General features: G+C 63.4%; 18 protein-coding genes. 8 read left to right on the top strand and 10 right to left on the bottom strand.

All coding sequences use genetic code 11. From position 1 onward, the window contains the following. Positions 1 to 56: 56 nt before the first annotated feature. Together GGQ64_RS23385 and GGQ64_RS23380 are read right to left on the bottom strand one after the other, a co-directional pair. Positions 57 to 1508 (bottom strand): hypothetical protein, encoded by a 1452-nt coding sequence (locus tag GGQ64_RS23385; RefSeq protein ID WP_183807748.1) that lies wholly within the window; start codon positions 1506 to 1508, stop codon positions 57 to 59. 9 nt (positions 1509 to 1517) lie between these two features. Further along, positions 1518 to 2096: a hypothetical protein gene (locus GGQ64_RS23380; protein WP_183807747.1), complete on the bottom strand. Its 579-nt coding sequence runs from the start codon at positions 2094 to 2096 to the stop codon at positions 1518 to 1520. Here GGQ64_RS23380 and GGQ64_RS23375 point away from each other — a divergent pair. Together GGQ64_RS23375 and GGQ64_RS23370 are read left to right on the top strand one after the other, a co-directional pair. After that, the gene (locus GGQ64_RS23375; protein ID WP_183807746.1) at positions 2082 to 2411 is read left to right on the top strand and encodes a hypothetical protein; all 330 of its coding nucleotides are present in this window, start codon (positions 2082 to 2084) and stop codon (positions 2409 to 2411) included. The genes GGQ64_RS23380 and GGQ64_RS23375 overlap by 15 nt on opposite strands. A 236-nt stretch (positions 2412 to 2647) precedes the next feature. Beyond that, a complete protein-coding gene (locus GGQ64_RS23370; RefSeq protein ID WP_183807745.1) occupies positions 2648 to 2836 on the top strand; it encodes a hypothetical protein in 189 nt (62 codons plus the stop codon). A 243-nt stretch (positions 2837 to 3079) separates the two neighbouring features. Here GGQ64_RS23370 and GGQ64_RS23365 read toward each other — a convergent pair whose 3' ends face one another. The 6 genes from GGQ64_RS23365 to GGQ64_RS23340 all read right to left on the bottom strand — a co-directional run bounded on the left by GGQ64_RS23365 (position 3080) and on the right by GGQ64_RS23340 (position 7539). Continuing rightward, positions 3080 to 3268: a hypothetical protein gene (locus GGQ64_RS23365; RefSeq protein WP_183807744.1), complete on the bottom strand. Its 189-nt coding sequence runs from the start codon at positions 3266 to 3268 to the stop codon at positions 3080 to 3082. A gap of 99 nt (positions 3269 to 3367) precedes the next feature. Continuing rightward, positions 3368 to 4813 (bottom strand): mechanosensitive ion channel domain-containing protein, encoded by a 1446-nt coding sequence (locus tag GGQ64_RS23360; RefSeq protein WP_183807743.1) that lies wholly within the window; start codon positions 4811 to 4813, stop codon positions 3368 to 3370. A 148-nt stretch (positions 4814 to 4961) separates the two neighbouring features. Continuing rightward, the gene (locus GGQ64_RS23355) at positions 4962 to 5399 is read right to left on the bottom strand and encodes a CBS domain-containing protein (protein ID WP_183807742.1); all 438 of its coding nucleotides are present in this window, start codon (positions 5397 to 5399) and stop codon (positions 4962 to 4964) included. A 73-nt stretch (positions 5400 to 5472) separates the two neighbouring features. Beyond that, positions 5473 to 5889 carry a cupin domain-containing protein gene (locus GGQ64_RS23350; protein WP_183807741.1) on the bottom strand — a complete coding sequence of 139 codons (417 nt, stop codon included), beginning with the start codon at positions 5887 to 5889 and terminating at the stop codon, positions 5473 to 5475. Between the two features lie 74 nt (positions 5890 to 5963). Further along, complete coding sequence (locus GGQ64_RS23345) at positions 5964 to 6725, bottom strand: SDR family oxidoreductase (protein WP_183807740.1); 762 nt, start codon at positions 6723 to 6725, stop codon at positions 5964 to 5966. A 277-nt stretch (positions 6726 to 7002) separates the two neighbouring features. Next, the gene (locus GGQ64_RS23340) at positions 7003 to 7539 is read right to left on the bottom strand and encodes an RrF2 family transcriptional regulator (protein ID WP_183807761.1); all 537 of its coding nucleotides are present in this window, start codon (positions 7537 to 7539) and stop codon (positions 7003 to 7005) included. Between the two features lie 576 nt (positions 7540 to 8115). Here GGQ64_RS23340 and GGQ64_RS23335 point away from each other — a divergent pair. From GGQ64_RS23335 to GGQ64_RS23320, 4 genes are all read left to right on the top strand, one after another. Then, positions 8116 to 8595, top strand: coding sequence for a carboxymuconolactone decarboxylase family protein (locus GGQ64_RS23335; RefSeq protein ID WP_183807739.1), 480 nt, complete (start codon positions 8116 to 8118; stop codon positions 8593 to 8595). A 103-nt stretch (positions 8596 to 8698) separates the two neighbouring features. Further along, entirely contained in the window at positions 8699 to 9973 is a 1275-nt protein-coding gene (locus tag GGQ64_RS23330) for a cytochrome b (protein WP_183807738.1), read from the top strand. 146 nt (positions 9974 to 10119) lie between these two features. Further along, on the top strand, positions 10120 to 13719 hold the full coding sequence (locus tag GGQ64_RS23325; protein WP_183807737.1) for a PAS domain-containing protein: 3600 nt from the start codon (positions 10120 to 10122) through the stop codon (positions 13717 to 13719). Between the two features lie 78 nt (positions 13720 to 13797). Beyond that, a complete protein-coding gene (locus tag GGQ64_RS23320; protein ID WP_183807736.1) occupies positions 13798 to 14157 on the top strand; it encodes a response regulator in 360 nt (119 codons plus the stop codon). 32 nt (positions 14158 to 14189) lie between these two features. Here GGQ64_RS23320 and GGQ64_RS23315 read toward each other — a convergent pair whose 3' ends face one another. Beyond that, positions 14190 to 15098, bottom strand: a complete 909-nt coding sequence (locus GGQ64_RS23315) for a LysR family transcriptional regulator (RefSeq protein ID WP_183807735.1) — start codon at positions 15096 to 15098, stop codon at positions 14190 to 14192. 95 nt (positions 15099 to 15193) lie between these two features. Between GGQ64_RS23315 and GGQ64_RS23310 the strand changes: the two genes are divergently transcribed. Beyond that, complete coding sequence (locus tag GGQ64_RS23310; protein WP_183807734.1) at positions 15194 to 15943, top strand: SDR family NAD(P)-dependent oxidoreductase; 750 nt, start codon at positions 15194 to 15196, stop codon at positions 15941 to 15943. Between the two features lie 127 nt (positions 15944 to 16070). Here GGQ64_RS23310 and GGQ64_RS23305 read toward each other — a convergent pair whose 3' ends face one another. Next, on the bottom strand, positions 16071 to 16724 hold the full coding sequence (locus tag GGQ64_RS23305; protein WP_183807733.1) for a response regulator transcription factor: 654 nt from the start codon (positions 16722 to 16724) through the stop codon (positions 16071 to 16073). Positions 16725 to 17272: 548 nt separating this feature from the next. Between GGQ64_RS23305 and GGQ64_RS23300 the strand changes: the two genes are divergently transcribed. Next, positions 17273 to 17857 carry a glutathione S-transferase C-terminal domain-containing protein gene (locus tag GGQ64_RS23300; RefSeq protein WP_183807732.1) on the top strand — a complete coding sequence of 195 codons (585 nt, stop codon included), beginning with the start codon at positions 17273 to 17275 and terminating at the stop codon, positions 17855 to 17857. Positions 17858 to 18050 lie beyond the last annotated feature (193 nt).

Below are 18050 nucleotides of genomic sequence, written 5' to 3'. Positions count from 1 at the left end.
CACCCGCACAGCGCTTTAGGATATCAATCCCCGCGCGAGTTCATCAGCTCGCAATCTCAAACCTGAGCATGTCCGGTCTTTTGGGGGCAACTCCACTTGTTGGGAGATCGTTCGGCGGCGAGAATGGCGCCAGAATTGATTTCAGCCGGAAGCGAGTTGCGGCTGATATTGGAGATCAGCATCGGCACCGGCTCCATCTGTCCCGAAATCGCCCGCGCGCGATACTCGATCGCCTCTTGCAGCTGGGCCATCATCCGTGCCCACTCGAAACGGCTTGCCCGCACAGGGTCCGAGCGGTTGGCCTCGCCCTGGAAATACGCGACAGCGTCGACGACGATTCCCGTAAACCCGGCCGCAATCGCCGCCGCCTTCATGCGCTCCAGCTTGGTCATCAGCGCGTTGAAGCCGTCGCTGCCGACCATGAGGTTTTGCACGGGCGTGCCTCCGATGCCGCTCGCGCAAACCGCGATAGGCGAGCGGCTCAGACCCGCCGCATCCCATCCCTCAAGAACGCCCTTTACCCATTCGGACGCGACGGTTTCGACGGTTGCTCCATTCCCGTTCTTCTGTTCGAACAGCCCGGTCAGGGTCGAAAAGTTCGTTGCAACGAGCAGCCCGACTGACGGCATCAGCGCATTTGAAGCGTCGAAGGCAGTCGAATTGTAGGCCGAGGCCGCTGCATAGCTGCCGCTGTCGATGGTCCCAATCGAATAACTCTGCCCATAGAGCAGGAACACGCGCAGCCGGCCGTCTCCTGGCGCAATGAGAGCATTGCCGGTATCCGCATTATCCCATACGTGTTCCCAGGCAGTCGGTTCGGCCGAGCCCGATCCAGACCCGCCTAAGCCGACGACCAGGGCACCTGCTGCCGACCGGCTGACAAGCTGCCCGTCCGTGCGAAAGCCGCCCAGCAAGACGCCGTTCTTGTCCTCGAACGCGTGCGCCATTTCGTGGTTGCGCGGAACGTCGTCGCGAATGGCATCGATTGCCGCCTGCGTCGCGGTCGAAACCGGCTTGTTGGCATCGGAGGTGTTGTCGACGTTGTTGACCGCGAGAAAGCCACGCGCGGTGGCCGACGGCAACTCCTGTACGGGACCCGTTCCTGAACTCGTCCGCCCGAGCAGGGCGCCGGTACCCATCGTGTTATTGAGCTTGCCGGAAAGCTCGCTACCAGGTAGCGGCCCGATGCGTGTCCAGGAGCCGGAACCGGGCGCGCCGACTTTCTGGTAGATGCCGCGATACGCCTCGGTGGCATCACCAAAGACACGGCCGAGCTTTCCGGCTGCCGGGCTGAGATCCCCGAAGAGTCCATTGGGCGCATCGCGCGTCGCGTAATCGACCACATATCCCGCATCAACGGCGTCGATAGCGTCCGCGATCGGACCGGAGGCGACGAGCTGTGCCGCCAGGCTGTCCACGGTCTGGATGCCCGAGCTGCCATCGCGATTGACGAGCAGTTCGTCGGCGACAGGGAATTCGGTCAGGTTGGGTGTGCGGACGCCGTCCATTCTAAATCCTCATCTGATTGTCAGGGAAAAGGGACCGGCCACTGGTCCGGGAGTACCGTCCGCGTTTTGCGGCTCGAGCCAGACGTAGTTGGTGCCGAGGGGAAGGCACGTCGCCGTCTCGCGGTAGATCGAGACGTTGTCGACGGAGCCGGCGAGAGTAGCGTGTGCGGAGAGGACAAGCGTGTTGTTGCCGGCCGCGGCCGTGATGCGTTCGCTCCATGTCCCGCTCGCCGACCGCAGCGTGCCGTCGCGTTCGGTGCCGCCGGTGAACCTCGCCCGCAAGGAGCCGTCCGTCATGGTCAGGCTGTAGCTCACCCTGTACGTGGCACCCGATGTCAGCGTACAGGCCTGCGTGATCGTGCCGGCGGACCCCGCCGAATGCGTCGCCTTGCCGGAGCCGATCGACCAGCCGGCGCCCGTGAACGACCAGTTGGAAGCGTCGGCAAAATCGCCATTGGCGATGCCGGTCTCGCGGGTCACGTCTCCCAGCGGGATCGAATAGGACCGTGACGGCCGCACCGGGGTCGGGTCGCCGACCGCGTCCGTCGCACGGTTCAGCGTCGGTGAAACGGAATGGTAGACCTGCACCTGTTTGGTCGCGGCATCGTCGGAGGTGACGAACTGGACGACGGCGCCGCCCAGGAGCGCGCCGATCTCGACGTCGCTCGAAACGAGCGCACCCGGGATCGGCGCGTCTTCGCCGCCGACCGTGATCGTGACGGTGACAGTCGGGGCGCTCGGTGTCCCGATGCTCGACAGCGCGATCGCCTGGAGCTCGACGCTGTTGCCGGTCGCATATCGGAAAGCGCGGGACGGTTCATAAAGGTTGACGGTGCCTTCGAAATGAAGATGCGAGATTGTCAGACGTTGAGAAAAATTTTTCCAACAGTGCGTGCCTTCTGAGGATTGGTAGATTTTTTTTCCAATCCCATGCGCTTTTCCGTTGAGCGCGCCCCGGAAAAATAGTACATAAATATTATGGATTATCGAGTCGCAACCGAAGGAGGCAGGCGGATGGAGAGTTCCGGTTTGATGCCCGGTGCGGGCCGATCGTGTTGTTGCGCGTTGCTTTGTATCGAGTTTCCTTTTTAGCCGTCCTTCGAGGGCGGGTTCAGCAAAGCGTTTTGAAGAGCAACGTCATGAACAAGCAAGTCATCGAATATGCGGGCGTGCCCGTCGGCATCGCGATCCCCGAAGAGGGCGCGGTGCGTTTCGTCGCCGTCAAGTTCCATGTCTTCGATCTGGACCAGCGTCGGTTCTCGACCCTCGGCCAGCTCCAGGGTGCGGTTCATTCCCATATGTCCTCCACTGAACGGCTCGCCGCCTGAGGCAAGGGTGGCGTGGACGCAATAGCCGCATATATTCCGGTCCCTGCACGGAGATGCGCTGCTGCTCTCCCTGTTCGTCCCGCGGGGCAGCTGGGACCGACCCGATGCTTGCGACTTGGAGCGGGAGGCGGGGCATGCGCCGGCGCTTGCGGCCGCGTGCAATCTCGTCGTCTACCTCAGGCGTGCCGGAGCGCAGACACGCTGATGACGGTATCTCGGCGATGACTTCCGGTCCTGTTACCCCTATCGGGTCGGGCGCTTCGGTCGGATGATGTTGATCTGCAGTTCGTGGCTCGAGGCGTAGCGGCCGAGCACCTTCAGCAGACGTCTTTCCTCGGCTTCATCGATGCCCGTCTGCCTGCAATAGGCCACGATGTCCCAAACGGGCTCCTCCTGCCGCCGGTCGAAATCACTGTCGTCGCTCTCGGTCACCTTGGTGTCTCTTTCCGGCTGTTTGCGCAGATTGCCGTATTCCCGCGCCCCGCGCTCGAATGCCGCGGCGGGACTTGTCCGTGCAATTTTCTGCCTCTCCTATCGTCGGCGAAACCGGTGTTGTATTGTCCGAAGGAATGCGGACGGGCTCTTGGCGCCGTGCTCCGGACGGCTTTCCATCTTCATCGGATGCGGCACGCCTGTGAGATGGTGCGAGAGTTCGGTGCGAAGGGCGGGAAGATCGCGAAAAGCGGTTTCCAGAGCCTGCCCATCGATCTCGAAAACCTCCAGGCCGGTCAGTGCCTTGAAGGTGAGCGCTTCGTCCGCATCGCCGAGGTTTCCCACGAGATCACCCGAACCCAGCCGCAACTCCTCGGTCTCCCCCTGCAGCCCGACGGCCGCGCCCGACCGGATGATCATCAGCGTGGGCGACCCGTCAGGCGGAAGAAGGTCGTCTGCCTCGAAGCATCGAAGGTTCGCTCCGCGTGCGATCTTCTCGATCCCGGTCTTTTCGAGGTGCTCGAACACCGGACTGGATTGCAGCAGGTCCTCGACCGTCTGGGGCGCAGGCGGACCGGCCGCGGCGCCATCCAGGAGAACGGTCGCCGTATCCGGCAGGGCTAGGGCGATCCCGATCGCCTTGCACTGACGATACACCAGATCGGCGATCTCGTTCCTTGCGGCGGTGCGCTCGGAGTGGCTTGCAACATGAAAGAGAAGCTCGATATCCAGCGCCAGTGCGTCCATGCGCTTCAAGGCCACGACCGGGGGGTGACCGTGATGGGCCCGGTTGGATGCGATCATCGCCTTGCGAACGGCTTCGAGGACGAAACGGGGGCTGTGCGTCGGCCGTATGCGCAGCGGCAGCATCACCTGATGCGCCTCGTCGGGACGGCTCACATTGGTCAGCCCGATCTTCGCCAGATAGCTGTTCGGCAAGACCACGATGTTGTTGGTCGACGTCAGTATGTGCGTGGAACGCCAGGTGTTTTCCATGACCCGGCCTTCGGTGCCATCGGACAGCAAGATCCAGTCGCCAATTCCGTAAGGTCGCCCCAGCGTCAGGGCCAGGCCGGAGAAGAGGTCGTTCAACGTGCTCTGGAGGGCCAGCCCCAGAATGATGGCAATGATGCCCGAGGTTGCCACCAGCGTGCCGATGGCGATGCCGAAGACATAGGCGAGAGCCGAAAGCGCGACGCCGAGATAGACGGCGGCCACGATCAGGTCCTGCAGCATCCGCGCCTCGCGCGGCCGGCCGTCGAGGACGACGTAGATGCGCACGAAGCCGATCGTCGCCCAGGCGAGATGGACCCACCAGAGCAGCTTGGCCGTGACGAGCAGGTAACCCTCGACGCTCCTGATCGGCTCGTACTGCGTCGGCGCGATGTCGTTCACGACCAGGATCGCCGTCATGGCGGAGAAGAATGCGATCTGTGTCACCAGCCGCGCGGTCGCGCGATTGCGCCCTTGCAGGTGCCAGGCGATGATGCCGGCAATCCCCAGAAGCACGACCTGCACGAGAGGGGAGAGAAAAAGATCGCGCATGGCCAGCGGTACTTTCCAAGCCTGATGAAGACGACAGGCACGAGGCCCCGCACCAAGCGGGCAATTCGTGCGCAGGGTATGTCGATCGAACAGTTGCCTTGCCGGCTTCGGCCGCAAATCTACCCGGACATCGCGTGATGCAGGACGGTCACCGGTAGCCGATCCCGGCGATGTAGCCGATGAGTATCTGTTCCTCCAACGCCTCCTGCTCGTAGAGAGCCTTCGTCGCATCGTCGAAGGCCAGCACGCCGAGCGGCTCGGATAGCGTGCCGAGAACCGGCATGTTCTGGAGGCTGTTTTTCGCCATCGTGTGCCAGACGGCCTGGACGTCGTCGTTCGGCTGGCAGGCGATCATCTCCCGGCACATGAGATCCGCGGCGGAAACGCTCGCGGGACGCTCCATGCCGATGTGGCGAATGATATCCGATTTGCTCAGCACGCCGACGGCACTTCCATGCGCATCGGAAACGATCGCCAGGCCCATTCTCGGCGCAGAAAGCGCGCGGGCGGCGGCCTGCAGCGTCGAATGCAAATCGATGACCATCAGGCGGTCCGCCGTCATTGAATTCAGGTCTTCGATACGCATCTCTTGCCTCCAGCCAACCCGCGAAAACTCATAGTCGGTGCCCGAACGGATCGGGCACCGATGTCGTGCGGGATCAATCTTCGTATGTCGCCAGTTCGGTTTCGCTCGTGTCGAGGACGAATACCGCCAGCAAGCGCGCCGGTTCGGTGGCGCTTGCGTTTTCACTGACGCTGTGCTGGTCGCCCGGAAACTCGGACCAGCTCTCGCCGGGCTTGTAGGTCTTCACCGGTCCGCCGTTGACGCCGCTTCGAATGGACCCTTCCAGGACCGTTGCATAGATGAACGCCGATTGCGGATGGGTGTGCGCCGGCGACGATCCGCCGGGGGCATATTCGACGATCACGCTGCGCATGCTTTTCCCCGATACGTTCGGAAGCGCCTGATCGTAAACGAGGGTCACCTTCGCCTTGTCGCCCGCGGCGTCGTGGGCCACGGCCCCGGTAGCGAGCGTGAGTGTAAACGCTATCGTCCAGCTTGCTTTCCTGAGCATCTTAAATTCTCCAGAGAGGTAATAAAATCGTGTCTCGCCCGGGAGGCCCGAACGGCCTCCGCGGGCGGGATGGTTCAGGCATTCGCCAGTTGCAGGCTCAGCCAGTCCTCGAAGCGGACCCGCCCGATCCTTGCGGGCTTGCCGTCGCTCGGTACCAGCGAAGCATCGTTCAGTTCCACGCCGAAATAGGTGGCGTGGGGGTCGGCCACCACCGGGTGGGTGTCCTTGGTCGCCTTCAGGTAGCGCGCGACGATCTCGTTGAGGCGCACCTTGTCCGGACCGGCGATTTCGATCGTTCCATTGACCGGTTGGCCAAGCGCCACGTCGGCCATGACGTCGGCAACGTCGTCGGAGGCGATCGGCTGCACGAAGGCGGGAGACAGGTGAACGCTGTCGCCGACCATGCCCGATTTCGCGATCGCGCCCATGAATTCCATGAACTGGGTGGAGTGCACGATCGTGTAGGGAATGCCCGACTTCCTGATGAGGTCTTCCTGGGCCAACTTGGCGCGGAAATAGCCGCTGCCCTGGAGCCGTTCCGTGCCCACAACCGACAATGCGATGTGATGCTGCACACCCGCCTCGGCCCCGGCCTTGAGCAGGTTGCGCCCGGCCGTCTGGAAGAAATCCATCACGGCCTGGTCTTCGAACGACGGGGAATTTGCGAGATCGACAACAACCCGGGCGCCTGCCAGCGCCTCGGCCACCCCCTTGCCGGTGAGGGTGTCGACCCCCGAATTGGGCGAGGCCGCGATGACCTCGTGGCCCTTGTCCCTAAGCCTGCTCACGGTCTTCGATCCGATCAGGCCCGTGCCTCCGATAACGACGATTTTCATCCCGGTTTCCTTTCCTCTGCTTGGATTTGGCGTTGTGCTTTCATCGGGGCTGTCCATCGTGCCGCATCGGCTTTTCCGGTGGGCCCCGCTGTGATCCATGGACCAGAGAATGCGCCTGATGACGGCTGCGAACTATTCTACCGGGGTGTCTGTCGTCCTATGCGAACGCATGGGGTCGGGTGTGCCGAGCGATCGGTATGGCTGGCCGATTTACGAGGATTGGGGTGTCTCGATGCGTCGGGAGCGCCGAGAATGCGTCCCGGCCGCGCCGGGTCGTTCAGGCGTCCCGGGCGGGCGGGTCTGTCCTGCGGGCACGCGCTGCGTCCCGGACATCCAGCCAATCACCGATCTGCTCCGAAAAGTCGGGCGGGGCCTTGCGCTCGACCGTGCCCGCGATATCGCCAAGCGACTGGCTCGCCAGCGCGTCCCGCATCGCCTTTTCCGCGCGCAACATGACGGCATGCACTGCGCATGCGCCTGCCGTCGCCCAGGATGGCGGCGGATTGCCGAACAGGGCGCAGCGGCCGCGGATCTCCCGGCAATCGAACAGCGGTTTCCTGCCTTCGATGGCGTCGACGATTTCCAGGACGCTGATATCGCCCGGCGATTTCGCCAGGACGTATCCGCCGCGCACGCCTTCCGAAGCGCGCACGATTCCGGCCTTCTCGAGCTTCGGGAATATCTTGGCGACGAAACTGGCGGAAATTCCCTGCAGGTCCGCCAGGTCGCGGCTGCTGACGGGCGCCCGGTCCGGGCCGGTCAACCATAGAAGGCAGTGGATCCCGTATTCCACACTCACAGTCAGATGCGCCATGGCGCGACTATAACAGCCCGCATGGACGCGGACAACGGTAACGCCGACAGCTCTTGTCTGTGTTTGGCCATCCTTCCCTCCGTCGATTGCCGGTGGAATGGAGCGGAGCCGGACAGGTGGGACGCTCGACTGCCATTTCGTTGGCCACAGGGTGAAACCGAAAAAACCCCTGTGTTCATCATCCCTGTCGCGTTCGGTTGACACGGCTCACGGTCGTATCCGTTCCCACGAAAATCGCCCCTTCGCACAGCCGAGCCATGGAACAGGTCGCGTTGGCCAAAGGGTGGGAATTTGGCCGGCCCGGTGTCGGGCCCCGAAAAGTACTCTGCCTGCCGCCGGGGCGATCCATACGAAAGGATCGGCGAACTGCACCTTGTGGTCAGCCGGGCCACCATCGCGACAGCGCGACCTGTTGCCCGGAGGAGCTCTCCACGGAAATTCCTGGGCCTTGGCGCTCCAGACCGAGCCGGCGGATTAGAGCGTTCCATCCCAGGCCCGATGGAAGGGCTTTGCCCGGGCCGCCATTGTCGCACCCGATCCCGGAGGATCAATTCTTTCAACTGTGAAGGTGAGACCATGACCCAGCGCGTCAACTATGCACAGCAGTCGCCCGAGCTTCTCAAGAAGTTCACGGAATTCCTTGCCGCTACCCGCGAAAGCGCGATCGAAGAACCGATCCGTGACCTCGTCGCGGTGCGCGCAGCGCAATTGAACGGCTGCACCTTCTGCCTGGACATGCACGTCAAGCAGGCGAAGATCCATGGCGAGCGCGAGCTGCGGCTCTACCATCTCGCGTCCTGGCGCGATTCGACCCTCTTCGTTCCCCGCGAGCGCGCCGCACTCGCCTGGACGGAAATTCTCACCAAGCTGCCCGAACAGGGCGTTCCGGACGATATCTATGAACGCGTCCGCACCCAGCTTTCCGAAAAGGAAATCTCCGACCTCAGCTTCATCGTCATGGTCGTCAACGCCTGGAACCGCCTGAATATCGGCTTCAAGACCGAGCCGGGTTCCGTCGACAGCAAGTTCGGCCTCGAGAAGGCCGGGTTGAACTGATCGCGGCGGCAGCGCCTGCGGAACCGGCGGTGATCGCCGGTTCCAGCCCAGCGCGGGTTACGGCCTTGTCTTCGGCGACAGGGCAGGACAAGGATTTACGACCATGAAGATCGAGAGCAAGTACCAACCGAAGTCCCGTATCGAGCGTTGGCTGGAAGCACGGCTGCCGATCGTTCGCTTCGCGCATGACACCGCGGTATCCTATCCCGTTCCCCGAAATCTCAATTACTTCTGGACGTTTGGCGGCGTTCTGACCTTCATGCTGGCCTCCCAGATCGTCACCGGCATCACGCTGGCCATGCATTATGTGCCGAGCGGTTCGCTCGCCTTTGTCTCCGTCGAGAAAATCATGCGGGATGTGAACTCCGGCTGGCTGATCCGGTACCTGCACGCCAACGGTGCGTCGATGTTCTTCATCGCCGTCTACATCCATATCTTTCGCGGGCTCTACTACGGATCCTACAAGGCGCCGAGGGAGCTGCTGTGGATCCTTGGCATGATCAACTTTCTGCTGCTGATGGCGATCGCCTTCATGGGCTATGTCCTGCCCTGGGGGCAGATGTCCTTCTGGGGCACGACGGTGATCACGAACCTCTTTTCGGTCGTGCCCTACGTCGGCGACTGGCTCGTCGAGCTTCTGTGGGGCGGCTATGCCGTCGGGGACCCGACGCTCAACCGCTTCTTTTCCCTGCACTATCTGCTGCCGTTTATGCTGGTCGGTGTTGTGGTGCTTCACATATGGGCGCTTCATCACGTCGGGCAGAACAATCCCACCGGCGTCGAGGTCCAGGACATCGAGACGGAGACCGTGCCGTTTACGCCGGATGCGACCGTCAAGGATCTGTTCGGCCTGAGCTGCTTCCTGATTTTCTTCGCCTGTTTCGTGTTCTACATCCCGAATTTCCTGGGCCATACGGACAACTATATTCCGGCCGATCCGGGCTCTACCCCGCATCATATCGTGCCGGAATGGTACTTCCTGCCGTTCTACGCCATCCTGCGGGCGATCCCGCACAAGCTGGGAGGAGCGCTGGCCATGGGCTCCGCCGTGCTGGCGCTTGCCTTCCTGCCCTGGATAGACACGTCCCGCGTCCGTTCGATGCGGTACCGGCCGGTGGGCAGGCTGATCTTCTGGATGTTTGCGGTTTCCTGCGTCTCGCTCGGCTATCTGGGCGCCCAGCCCGCAGAAGGGGGCTACATCATAGCAGCGCGGATTTTTACCGCGCTCTACTTCCTCTATTTTCCCGGCCTGTTCCTCGCCGGCCTCTTTGAGACCCCATTGCCGCGGCCGGCGTCGATTGCCCAATCGGTCCTGGAGGCGAAATCGAAAATGCAAGCGACGGCCGGGCGCCACAACCACCCGCCGCAGACCGGATGAAGGCTCTACCTATCCCTTGGAACAGATGTTTTTTGGCTAAGCTCCAGATACCCTGGAAAAAAATGCGGCCAGAGGGGTAGGCCAGGGGGTAGGAATATCGAATGCCGGGCAAGTCTCAGACTTTCCTCAGCCGGTTGGAGCAGCTGATGACAACTCACTTGCAAAACCGCCCTTACGCCTTGCATCTGGGGCTTTTCATCGTGGCCTACGTGTTGGCCAGCGGTTTTGCGCACCTGCTCGCGATCGTCCCCGGAACAGGCATTTCCATCTGGCCCGCAAGCGGGCTTTTCATGGCTGTGCTGATCCTTGCCCCGACATACAGCTGGCCGTGGTGGGTGCTGGCGGGCCTTCTGGCAGAACTGCTCGGCAACGCGTTCTGGTTTGGCAATCCCCTGCCTGTCGCCGTCCTGATCAACATCGGCAACGCGCTCGAGGCCATGGTCGGCGCATGGCTGGTGAAGCGGGCCTGCGGCCGGTCGGTCCGGCTGGAAACGGTGCGGGAGGTGCTGGCGCTGACCGTGCTCGGCGCCGGACTTGCGCCGATCATCAGCGCCACGGTGGGCAGCGCCACGCTTGCGTGGTTCGGCATACAGCCCTTTGCGACAGCCTGGCCCATCTGGTGGATCGGCGATGCCACCGGGGTCCTGATCGTGGCGCCACTGGCGTTGGTCGTGTTCCAGAACTGGCGCGGCAGTGCACAGTTCTCGACCGCCCGCTGGGTGGAAGCCGGCATCCTGTCGCTGATCTTCCTGGGCGTCGCCGCCCTTTGCATGAGCGGCTACCTCCCCTTTGCCTACATCATCATGCCGCCGCTTCTGTGGGCGGCGGTGCGCTTCGAGTTCAAGGGCGCGGTCGTCACGCTCGCTTTCCTCGCGCTCATTGCAGGGATCTTCACGGTTTCCGGTACGAGCCAGTTTGCGGGAGATGCCGAGTCCCAGAAGCACAATCAAATCATGCTGCAGCTTTTTCTGGCGATCTCGGCCTTCTCCGCGCTGATCGTGGCCGCCTTGTCCCGGCAGCAGCATCTGGCGGCGCTCACATTGCGCAAGAGCGAGCACTCGCTGCGGGAACTCATCGAGACGGTTCCAGCGCTTCTCTGGAGACTGGCTCCGGACGGCAAGCCGACCTTCTTCAACAAGCGTATGGTCGAGTTCCTGGGCTTCGATGTGACGGAAATCGACAAGACCGGCGTGAGCCGGCTGGAAGCGATCGGACAGATTGCCCATCCGGACGATGCGGCGCAACTGACTGAGGGGCTGCGAGAGAGCCTCGCGACCGGCCACGGCTTTTCCATGCGGCACCGTTTGCGCCGCGCCGACGGAACCTACCGCTGGATGTCGAGCCGCGCGGAGCCGATGCGGGACGAGGAGGGCAAGATCGTCCAGTGGTACGGTCTGTGCCACGATATCGAGGATCAGGTGTCAGCCGAAGAGGCGCTGCGGCGCAGCGAGCGCCAGCTCCAGCAGATGATCGACGCCGTGCCTGCGCTGATATGGTGCACGACGCCGGAAGGAACGCCATCCTACATCAACAAGCGGCTGGCAGGTTCGGTCGGGATCACGCTGGAGGAATTGACGGCGTCCGACGCTTCGCGATCCCTGGTCGACGTCCATGTGGACGACCAGCCGGCCGTGGAACAGGCGCTCGCGCATTCGTTCAAGACCGGCACGCCCTTCGCAAAGGTCTATCGCCAGCGCCGGGCCGACGGATCCTATCGATGGATCGAGGGCCGCGCCGAGCCGTTGCGGGACCCGGACGGGCGGATCGTGCAATGGTACGGAGTCTGCCTTGACATCGACGAACTCGTGACCGCGCAGGAGGCCTTGCGGCAGAGGGAGCGGGAGTTCTCGCAGATCGTCAACATGGTTCCGGTCCATATCCGGCGCCTGACGCCGGAAGGCGAGCCGACCTTCTTCAACAAGCGGCTGATGGACTTCTTCGGGCTCGAGGCCGTATCGGAGCTGGACAAGCCGGGCATGAGCCGGCTGGCGACCATCATCAGGACACTCGTCCACCCCGACGAGGCTGCGACCCTGCTGGAAAAGGTCCGCCAGTCGATGACCACCGGCGTGCCGTACTCCATGAAGTATCGCATGCGTCGCGCCGACGGTGCCTATCGCTGGGTCGATGGTCGTGCGGAGCCGTTGCGGGACCAGAGCGGGGCAATCCTGCACTGGTACGCCATCTCCGTCGACATCGACGACGAGATGCGCGCGCAGGAAGCATTGCGCGACCGGGAGCGGGAGCTTTCGCAACTCGTGGACATGGTTCCAAGCCTGCTCTGGCGGTTGAGCCCGACGGGCGATCCGCTGTTCTTCAGCAAGCGCATGGTCGATTTCCTCGGGCTGGATATCGGCGATTACGAGACGCCGGAAATGACCGGACTTCCGGCGGCGATTGCGGCCGTCGCCCATCCCGATGATGCCGACCGGCTGGCGGCGGCGCTGAACCACTCCATCGCCACGGGCGAGAGCTTTTCGCTGACCTATCGCCTGCGCCGGAACGACGGTGTCTACCGGTGGATGTCGGGCCGCGGAGAGCCGCTGCGGGACGAGACCGGGCGCATCGTCCAGTGGTACGGCCTGTGCCACGACATCGACGATCAGCTGCGCGTGGAGGAGGCGGTGCGCGAGCGGGAGCGCGCGCTTTGGCAGCTGGTCGAAACGCTGCCGGCGATGATCGATTGCGCGGCACCGGATGGCGAGCCCATCTATCGAAGCCAGCAACTGCGCGAATTTCTCGGATACAATCTGGAAGAGTTGGACAAGTCCGGAAGGCCGCGGCTGGAGGGCACGCTCGATGCCGGCGTGCATCCGGACGACCTGCCGGGCGTCAAGGAGAAGTATGCCCACTCGCTGGCCACCGGCGAGCCCTATGCGCGCCGGCATCGCCTGCGGCGTCATGATGGCGAGTATCGCTGGGTCGAGACGCGCGCTGCCGCCATGCGCAATGCCGAAGGCGCGATCGTGCAGTGGAACGTCATCTGCCTGGACATTGACGGCGAGGTCCGCACGCAGGAGACGCTCCGCCTGGCACAGGACAGCCTCGCACGCGCCAGCCAGGCCGCCAGCCTCGCCGAACTCTCGGCGTCGATCGCCCACGAGGTCAACCAGCCGCTCACGGCGGTGGTGACCTATTCGAGCGCCCTCCAGCGCTGGCTCTCGGCCGAACCGCCGAACATCGAGCGGTCCCAGAGTACCGTGGAGCGGATCATTCGCAGTGCAAACTCCGCTGCCGATGTCGTAAGCCGCATCCGCGCCCTGTTCAGGCCGTCCGTGGCCGCGAAGGATTGCACGCCGCTCGGCAGCATCATCATGGAGGCGCGCGACCTGATGATCGAGGAGGCGGCACGGCGTCGCGTTCGCATTGACGTGGCGATCGAGAGCGACCTCCCGCCCGTCTCGCTGGATCGCGTGCAGATCCAGCAGGTTCTCGTCAATCTCATCCGCAACGCCGCGGAAGCCATGAGTTCCACGACCGGCGAAAGGGTCCTTGGAATCCGCGTGATCCGACTGATGGGCATCGTCCAGATCGAGATCAGCGATCGCGGACCGGGCGTCGACATTCCCGAGAGGATATTCGAGCCGTTCTTCACCACCAAGGAGCAGGGGATGGGCATGGGGCTGGCGATCTGCCGGTCGATCGTCGAGTCGCACGGCGGCCGCCTATGGGTGGAGGCGAACAAACCGCACGGTTCGACGTTCATCTTTACGTTGCCGATCGGAGAAGCAGCGGCAGCACAATGACGAGCGGCGATTTCGTACAGAATACGGTGCGATCGGGGCACATGGCCTTGATCCGTACCGAGCAGGAGGAAGCATAACGTGACCAATCAAAGGCCTGTCGTGGCTGTTGTCGATGACGATCCAAGGGTGCTTGAATCGCTGGAGGAGCTCCTGGAGGCGGCCGACTATTCGGTTCGCAGCTTCCTGTCCGCGGATCTGCTGCTGCGCGCCGGTCTTTCAGGCATCGACGTGCTCATCACGGACATCGGCATGCCGGGCATGGATGGGTTCGAACTTCGCGACGCCGTCAAGGCGGCGCGTCCGGACCTGCCGGTGTTCCTGATCACCGGCCGCCACGAAATCACCGACCAGGATCGCGCAAAGGGCATCGGCGGTCTGTTCCGAAAGCCCTTCGACGCGCAGATCCTGCTCGCCGCCATCGGTGACGTCCTGCGATAGCTTCCCTGGCAATACAGTCGTTCTCCTGTTCGTCACATCGCGGCGAGCACCTTTGCCTCGTTCGCCACGAAATCGCAGAACAGTCTCACCCGGAGCGGTGCCGTGCGCCCGAAGGCATGCAGGGCATTGAAGGGGAGCCTGGGAAGGGAAAGATGGGGTGCGAGATCGACAAGGGCACCGGTCTTCAGTTCCACGGCAACCAGGCACCGCAAGAGATAGGCCGCGCCCAGTCCGGCCATCGCCGCCTGGATCATGGCAAATCCCGAATCGCAATCGACGCGGCCGGAGGGGACAAAGCTTGTGCCGTCGGCCAGTCGCACCGGCGCTATCAAACCGTTCGACACGTACCGGGCAAAGGGCAGGCGGGCGAGGTCCTGCGCCGACACTTGTGCGGCCCTCTGGCTGCCCCAGGTCGTCACGAAAGGCTCCGATGCGACGACCACCATCGGCAGATCGGCCAACGGGCGCACCATGAGATCGCCTTGCGTCGGCTCGCCGGCGCGCAGCACGACATCGTAGTCCTCCCGCACCAGGTTCACGAACCTGTCCGTCAAGCCGACGTCGAGGTGCAGGTCCGGATAGGTCGCGGCAAAGCGCGTGAACAAGCCCGGCAGCAGCATGGGGGCGAACTCGACGGGCATGCTGACCCGCAGCCGGCCGGAGGGTGCGCTCCTGGAGGCGATCGCCTCGTCGCTCGAGTCGAGTTCGCGCAGCAGCGGCCCGACGCGTTCGAAGAACGCCTGGCCGTCCTGGGTGAGGGTCAAGGCCCGGGTCGTTCGCAGGAAGAGCCGGGTGCCGATCTTCTTTTCCAGCCGGGACACGCTCTTGGAGACTGCCGAGGGCGTCGTGTCGAGATCGCGGGCGGCGGCACTGAACGAGCCGGCTTCCACGGTGCGAACGAATGCCATCAGGCCCGATGTCTCACCCAGCAGATTTGGCATTTGCACCTCCGGGGCACAATTCATGTGCCCGACGTCCCTCTAACGGCAGGCAGGGCCTGCATTTATCTCTGTCCCGAACGAACTGGAGACAAGCAATGCAACAGTTGAAACACAAGGTCGCCGTCATCACCGGCGGCAACAGCGGCATCGGCAAGGCGGCGGCAGTCCTGTTCGCCAAGGAAGGCGCACAGGTGGTCATCACCGGCAGGCGGCAGGACGTCGTCGACCAGGCAGTAAGCGAGATCGGCCACGGCGCCGTCGGTATCGTCGGTGACGTCGCCGACCTTGCGCACCACCGGGCGCTGGCCGAGGCGGTCAGCGATCGCTTCGGCGGGCTGGACGTCTACATGGCCAATGCCGGGATCATCAACCTGACGCCTTCGAACAACGTTACGCCTGAAGAGTACGACCGGCACTTCGCCACCAACACGCGGGGCGTGTTCTTTGGCGTCCAGACGATCGCCCCGCTCATTCGCACTGGCGGCAACATCATCGTCACCAGTTCGCTCGCGGCGACCAAGGTCTTGCCGGACCATGCCGTCTATGCCGGATCGAAGGCCGCCGTCGCCGCATTCGCCAGGAACTGGGCGATCGAATTCAAGCCGAGACGCATCCGCGTCAACATCCTCAGCCCGGGACCGGTCGATACTGCCATCCTCGGCAAGCTCGGCGTTTCGGACGCCGATCGTCCGGCGTTCGAGGAGCAGATGGCCTCCCTCATCCCGGCAGGCCGGATGGGGCAGCCGGAGGAGCTGGCGCGCGCGGCGCTCTTTCTCGCCTCCGATGCCGGCAGTTTCGTCAATGGCATCGAGCTGCATGTCGACGGCGGCATGACCCTGGCATGAAAGTTCGGGATTTCCTGCCGTCGGGACATTCCTGACGGAGCAATCCCCCTGCAAGACCTGGAGGCGGCCTGCTCGAAAGAGGGGGCCGCTTCGGCGTTTGCCGCAAGCAGGAGGGCAATCGCTCAACCTAGTCGCCTGACGGATCGCGGATATTTGCGGGCAGCGCCTCCCACGCGCGGATCAGCTGGCCGATCGAACTCACCTGCATCTTCTTCATCACATTGCTGCGGTGGAGCTTGACGGTGATCTCGCTGATGCCGAGGTCGAAGGCGATCTGCTTGTTGAGCCGGCCCTGGGCAACTTCGCGCAGCACCTCCCGTTCGCGGGGGCTGAGCGTCTTCAGTCGCTCGAGATATTGCCTGACCGTGCGCGCTTCCAGCCGCTGGCTCTTGTCGCGCTCGATGCCGGCCATCACCGCGTCGAGCAGGGTCTGGTCCCTGAACGGCTTGGTGAGGAAGTCGACCGCGCCCGCCTTCATCGCCTGGACCGTCATGAGGATGTCGCCATGGCCGCTGAGGAAGACGATCGGCTTCGGATTGCCCTTTGAGAGAAGCTGCTGCTGCAGGTCCAGGCCGCTCGAGCCGGGCATGCGCACATCCAGCACCAGGCATCCGGGGCGGTCGGGAATGTCGGATTCCAGGAGTTCCCGCGGCGAAGCGAAACTGTTGACCTCGATGCCGACGGACAACATCAGCTCGCGCAGCGACGAGCGGACATCGTCGTCGTCATCGACGATGAGGACGATCGGTGCTTCTGCGGGGTCCTGCGTGGTCGCGCTCATAGACGTGGCTCCCCATTCGCGAGCCCGGTGGAAATTTCGGTTGCTCCATGCGTCATTGCCAAATCTCCTCATCCGGGGACGTGACCAAATTCCAGGTTGCCCGAAAGGGCCGGAACGCCACTTGCCGACTGCGCCTTGCTGAATATTACGGGGCCTCGCGGGACTGTGCCTCCAGCCGATCGCTGATGTCCGGCACAAACCCGGGAGCTGAAATTTGACGATCCCGGTTACCGATCCCTATCTGGCCTGCCAGTCAGAATAGGCCTCGGATGCGGTATCTGCCAATCAATGTATCTTAACGCGGACTATATCTATCCGAGTTATCAAGGGCAAGCGCAATGGCAGCGTCGCCCCGGCTGCCGTGTGGCGGGCTCCGCTAGTCCCCAGGGACTAGAGACCCCAGCAGTCGGCATAGTTTTCGCCGCCGCCGGTGGCGCCCATGGTGCGATCCGCGCCGGTGGCCAATGCGGCGCAATCCTCATTCATCGAGCCGACCCGGCGGGCTGCCGCCTGCCGCGTGCTCCCGGGCCGTCCAAAGGAAGCTGATCATGAAACTCTATTACAGTCCCCTGGCGTGCAGTCTCGCCGACCATATCGCCCTTCTCGAGGCCGGGGCACCCTTCGAGCGGGAGCGCGTCGACCTCAGGACCAAGCACATGGCCTCAGGCGGCGACCTGCGCGACATCACCACGAAGGGTTACGTGCCGGTGCTCGTGCTCGACAACGGTGAGGTGCTGACCGAGAACATCGCCATTCTCGACTGGTTGTCTTCGAAATATCCCGACCTAGGCGCCGGCGGTCCGCTCGGCCGGACGCGCGTGCTGGAGGCGCTCGCCTATATCTCGACCGAGCTGCACAGAAGCTTCAAGCCGATGTGGCATGCCGGCAGCAAGGCTGACAAGGAAAGGGCAGAGGCCGTCATTGCCGGGCATTTCGATTTCCTCACCGACGGTCTGGAGACGGACTATCTGTTCGGCGACGAGCCGACGGTGGCGGATTTCTATCTCTTCGTCATGCTGCTCTGGGCGGAGAGGTTCGATATCGGCGTGCCGACCGCGCTTGCGGGATTGCGAGCGCGCATGAAGGCTCGTCCCGCCGTCCGCACCGCCATGGTCAACGAAGGGCTGATCTAGCCGCCGGGCGGCCGGGCAGATCCAATCGGGACGACCTTCTTGTGGGTGGTTGCCTTTCCGGGCGACTGCCCACAATTGCTTCCACGCGGCCTGAGAGGCAGTGGCGGGCGCCGCCACGCGGCGGACGCCGTGGTGCAATGCCCGTCACACCTTCGACTACCTTTCCGGCCTCGCCGTCCACCGGCAGGCTGCT

The organism is Mycoplana azooxidifex (genome assembly GCF_014196765.1).
Classification (GTDB): Bacteria; Pseudomonadota; Alphaproteobacteria; order Rhizobiales; family Rhizobiaceae; genus Mycoplana; species Mycoplana azooxidifex.
Note: the sequence above shows the minus strand (reverse complement) of the source record. Positions and strands in the feature narration are given on the sequence as shown.

Bases quoted from the DNA above. Each gene is read 5' to 3' on its own strand.
- GGQ64_RS23385 (WP_183807748.1), bottom strand. From the start codon at position 1,508: ATGGACGGCGTCCGCACACCCAACCTGACCGAATTCCCTGTCGCCGAC.
- GGQ64_RS23375 (WP_183807746.1), top strand. From the start codon at position 2,082: ATGGTAGACCTGCACCTGTTTGGTCGCGGCATCGTCGGAGGTGACGAA.
- GGQ64_RS23370 (WP_183807745.1), top strand. From the start codon at position 2,648: ATGAACAAGCAAGTCATCGAATATGCGGGCGTGCCCGTCGGCATCGCG.
- GGQ64_RS23360 (WP_183807743.1), bottom strand. From the start codon at position 4,813: ATGCGCGATCTTTTTCTCTCCCCTCTCGTGCAGGTCGTGCTTCTGGGG.
- GGQ64_RS23355 (WP_183807742.1), bottom strand. From the start codon at position 5,399: ATGCGTATCGAAGACCTGAATTCAATGACGGCGGACCGCCTGATGGTC.
- GGQ64_RS23350 (WP_183807741.1), bottom strand. From the start codon at position 5,889: ATGCTCAGGAAAGCAAGCTGGACGATAGCGTTTACACTCACGCTCGCT.
- GGQ64_RS23345 (WP_183807740.1), bottom strand. From the start codon at position 6,725: ATGAAAATCGTCGTTATCGGAGGCACGGGCCTGATCGGATCGAAGACC.
- GGQ64_RS23340 (WP_183807761.1), bottom strand. From the start codon at position 7,539: ATGGCGCATCTGACTGTGAGTGTGGAATACGGGATCCACTGCCTTCTA.
- GGQ64_RS23335 (WP_183807739.1), top strand. From the start codon at position 8,116: ATGACCCAGCGCGTCAACTATGCACAGCAGTCGCCCGAGCTTCTCAAG.
- GGQ64_RS23330 (WP_183807738.1), top strand. From the start codon at position 8,699: ATGAAGATCGAGAGCAAGTACCAACCGAAGTCCCGTATCGAGCGTTGG.
- GGQ64_RS23325 (WP_183807737.1), top strand. From the start codon at position 10,120: ATGACAACTCACTTGCAAAACCGCCCTTACGCCTTGCATCTGGGGCTT.
- GGQ64_RS23315 (WP_183807735.1), bottom strand. From the start codon at position 15,098: ATGCCAAATCTGCTGGGTGAGACATCGGGCCTGATGGCATTCGTTCGC.
- GGQ64_RS23310 (WP_183807734.1), top strand. From the start codon at position 15,194: ATGCAACAGTTGAAACACAAGGTCGCCGTCATCACCGGCGGCAACAGC.
- GGQ64_RS23305 (WP_183807733.1), bottom strand. From the start codon at position 16,724: ATGAGCGCGACCACGCAGGACCCCGCAGAAGCACCGATCGTCCTCATC.
- GGQ64_RS23300 (WP_183807732.1), top strand. From the start codon at position 17,273: ATGAAACTCTATTACAGTCCCCTGGCGTGCAGTCTCGCCGACCATATC.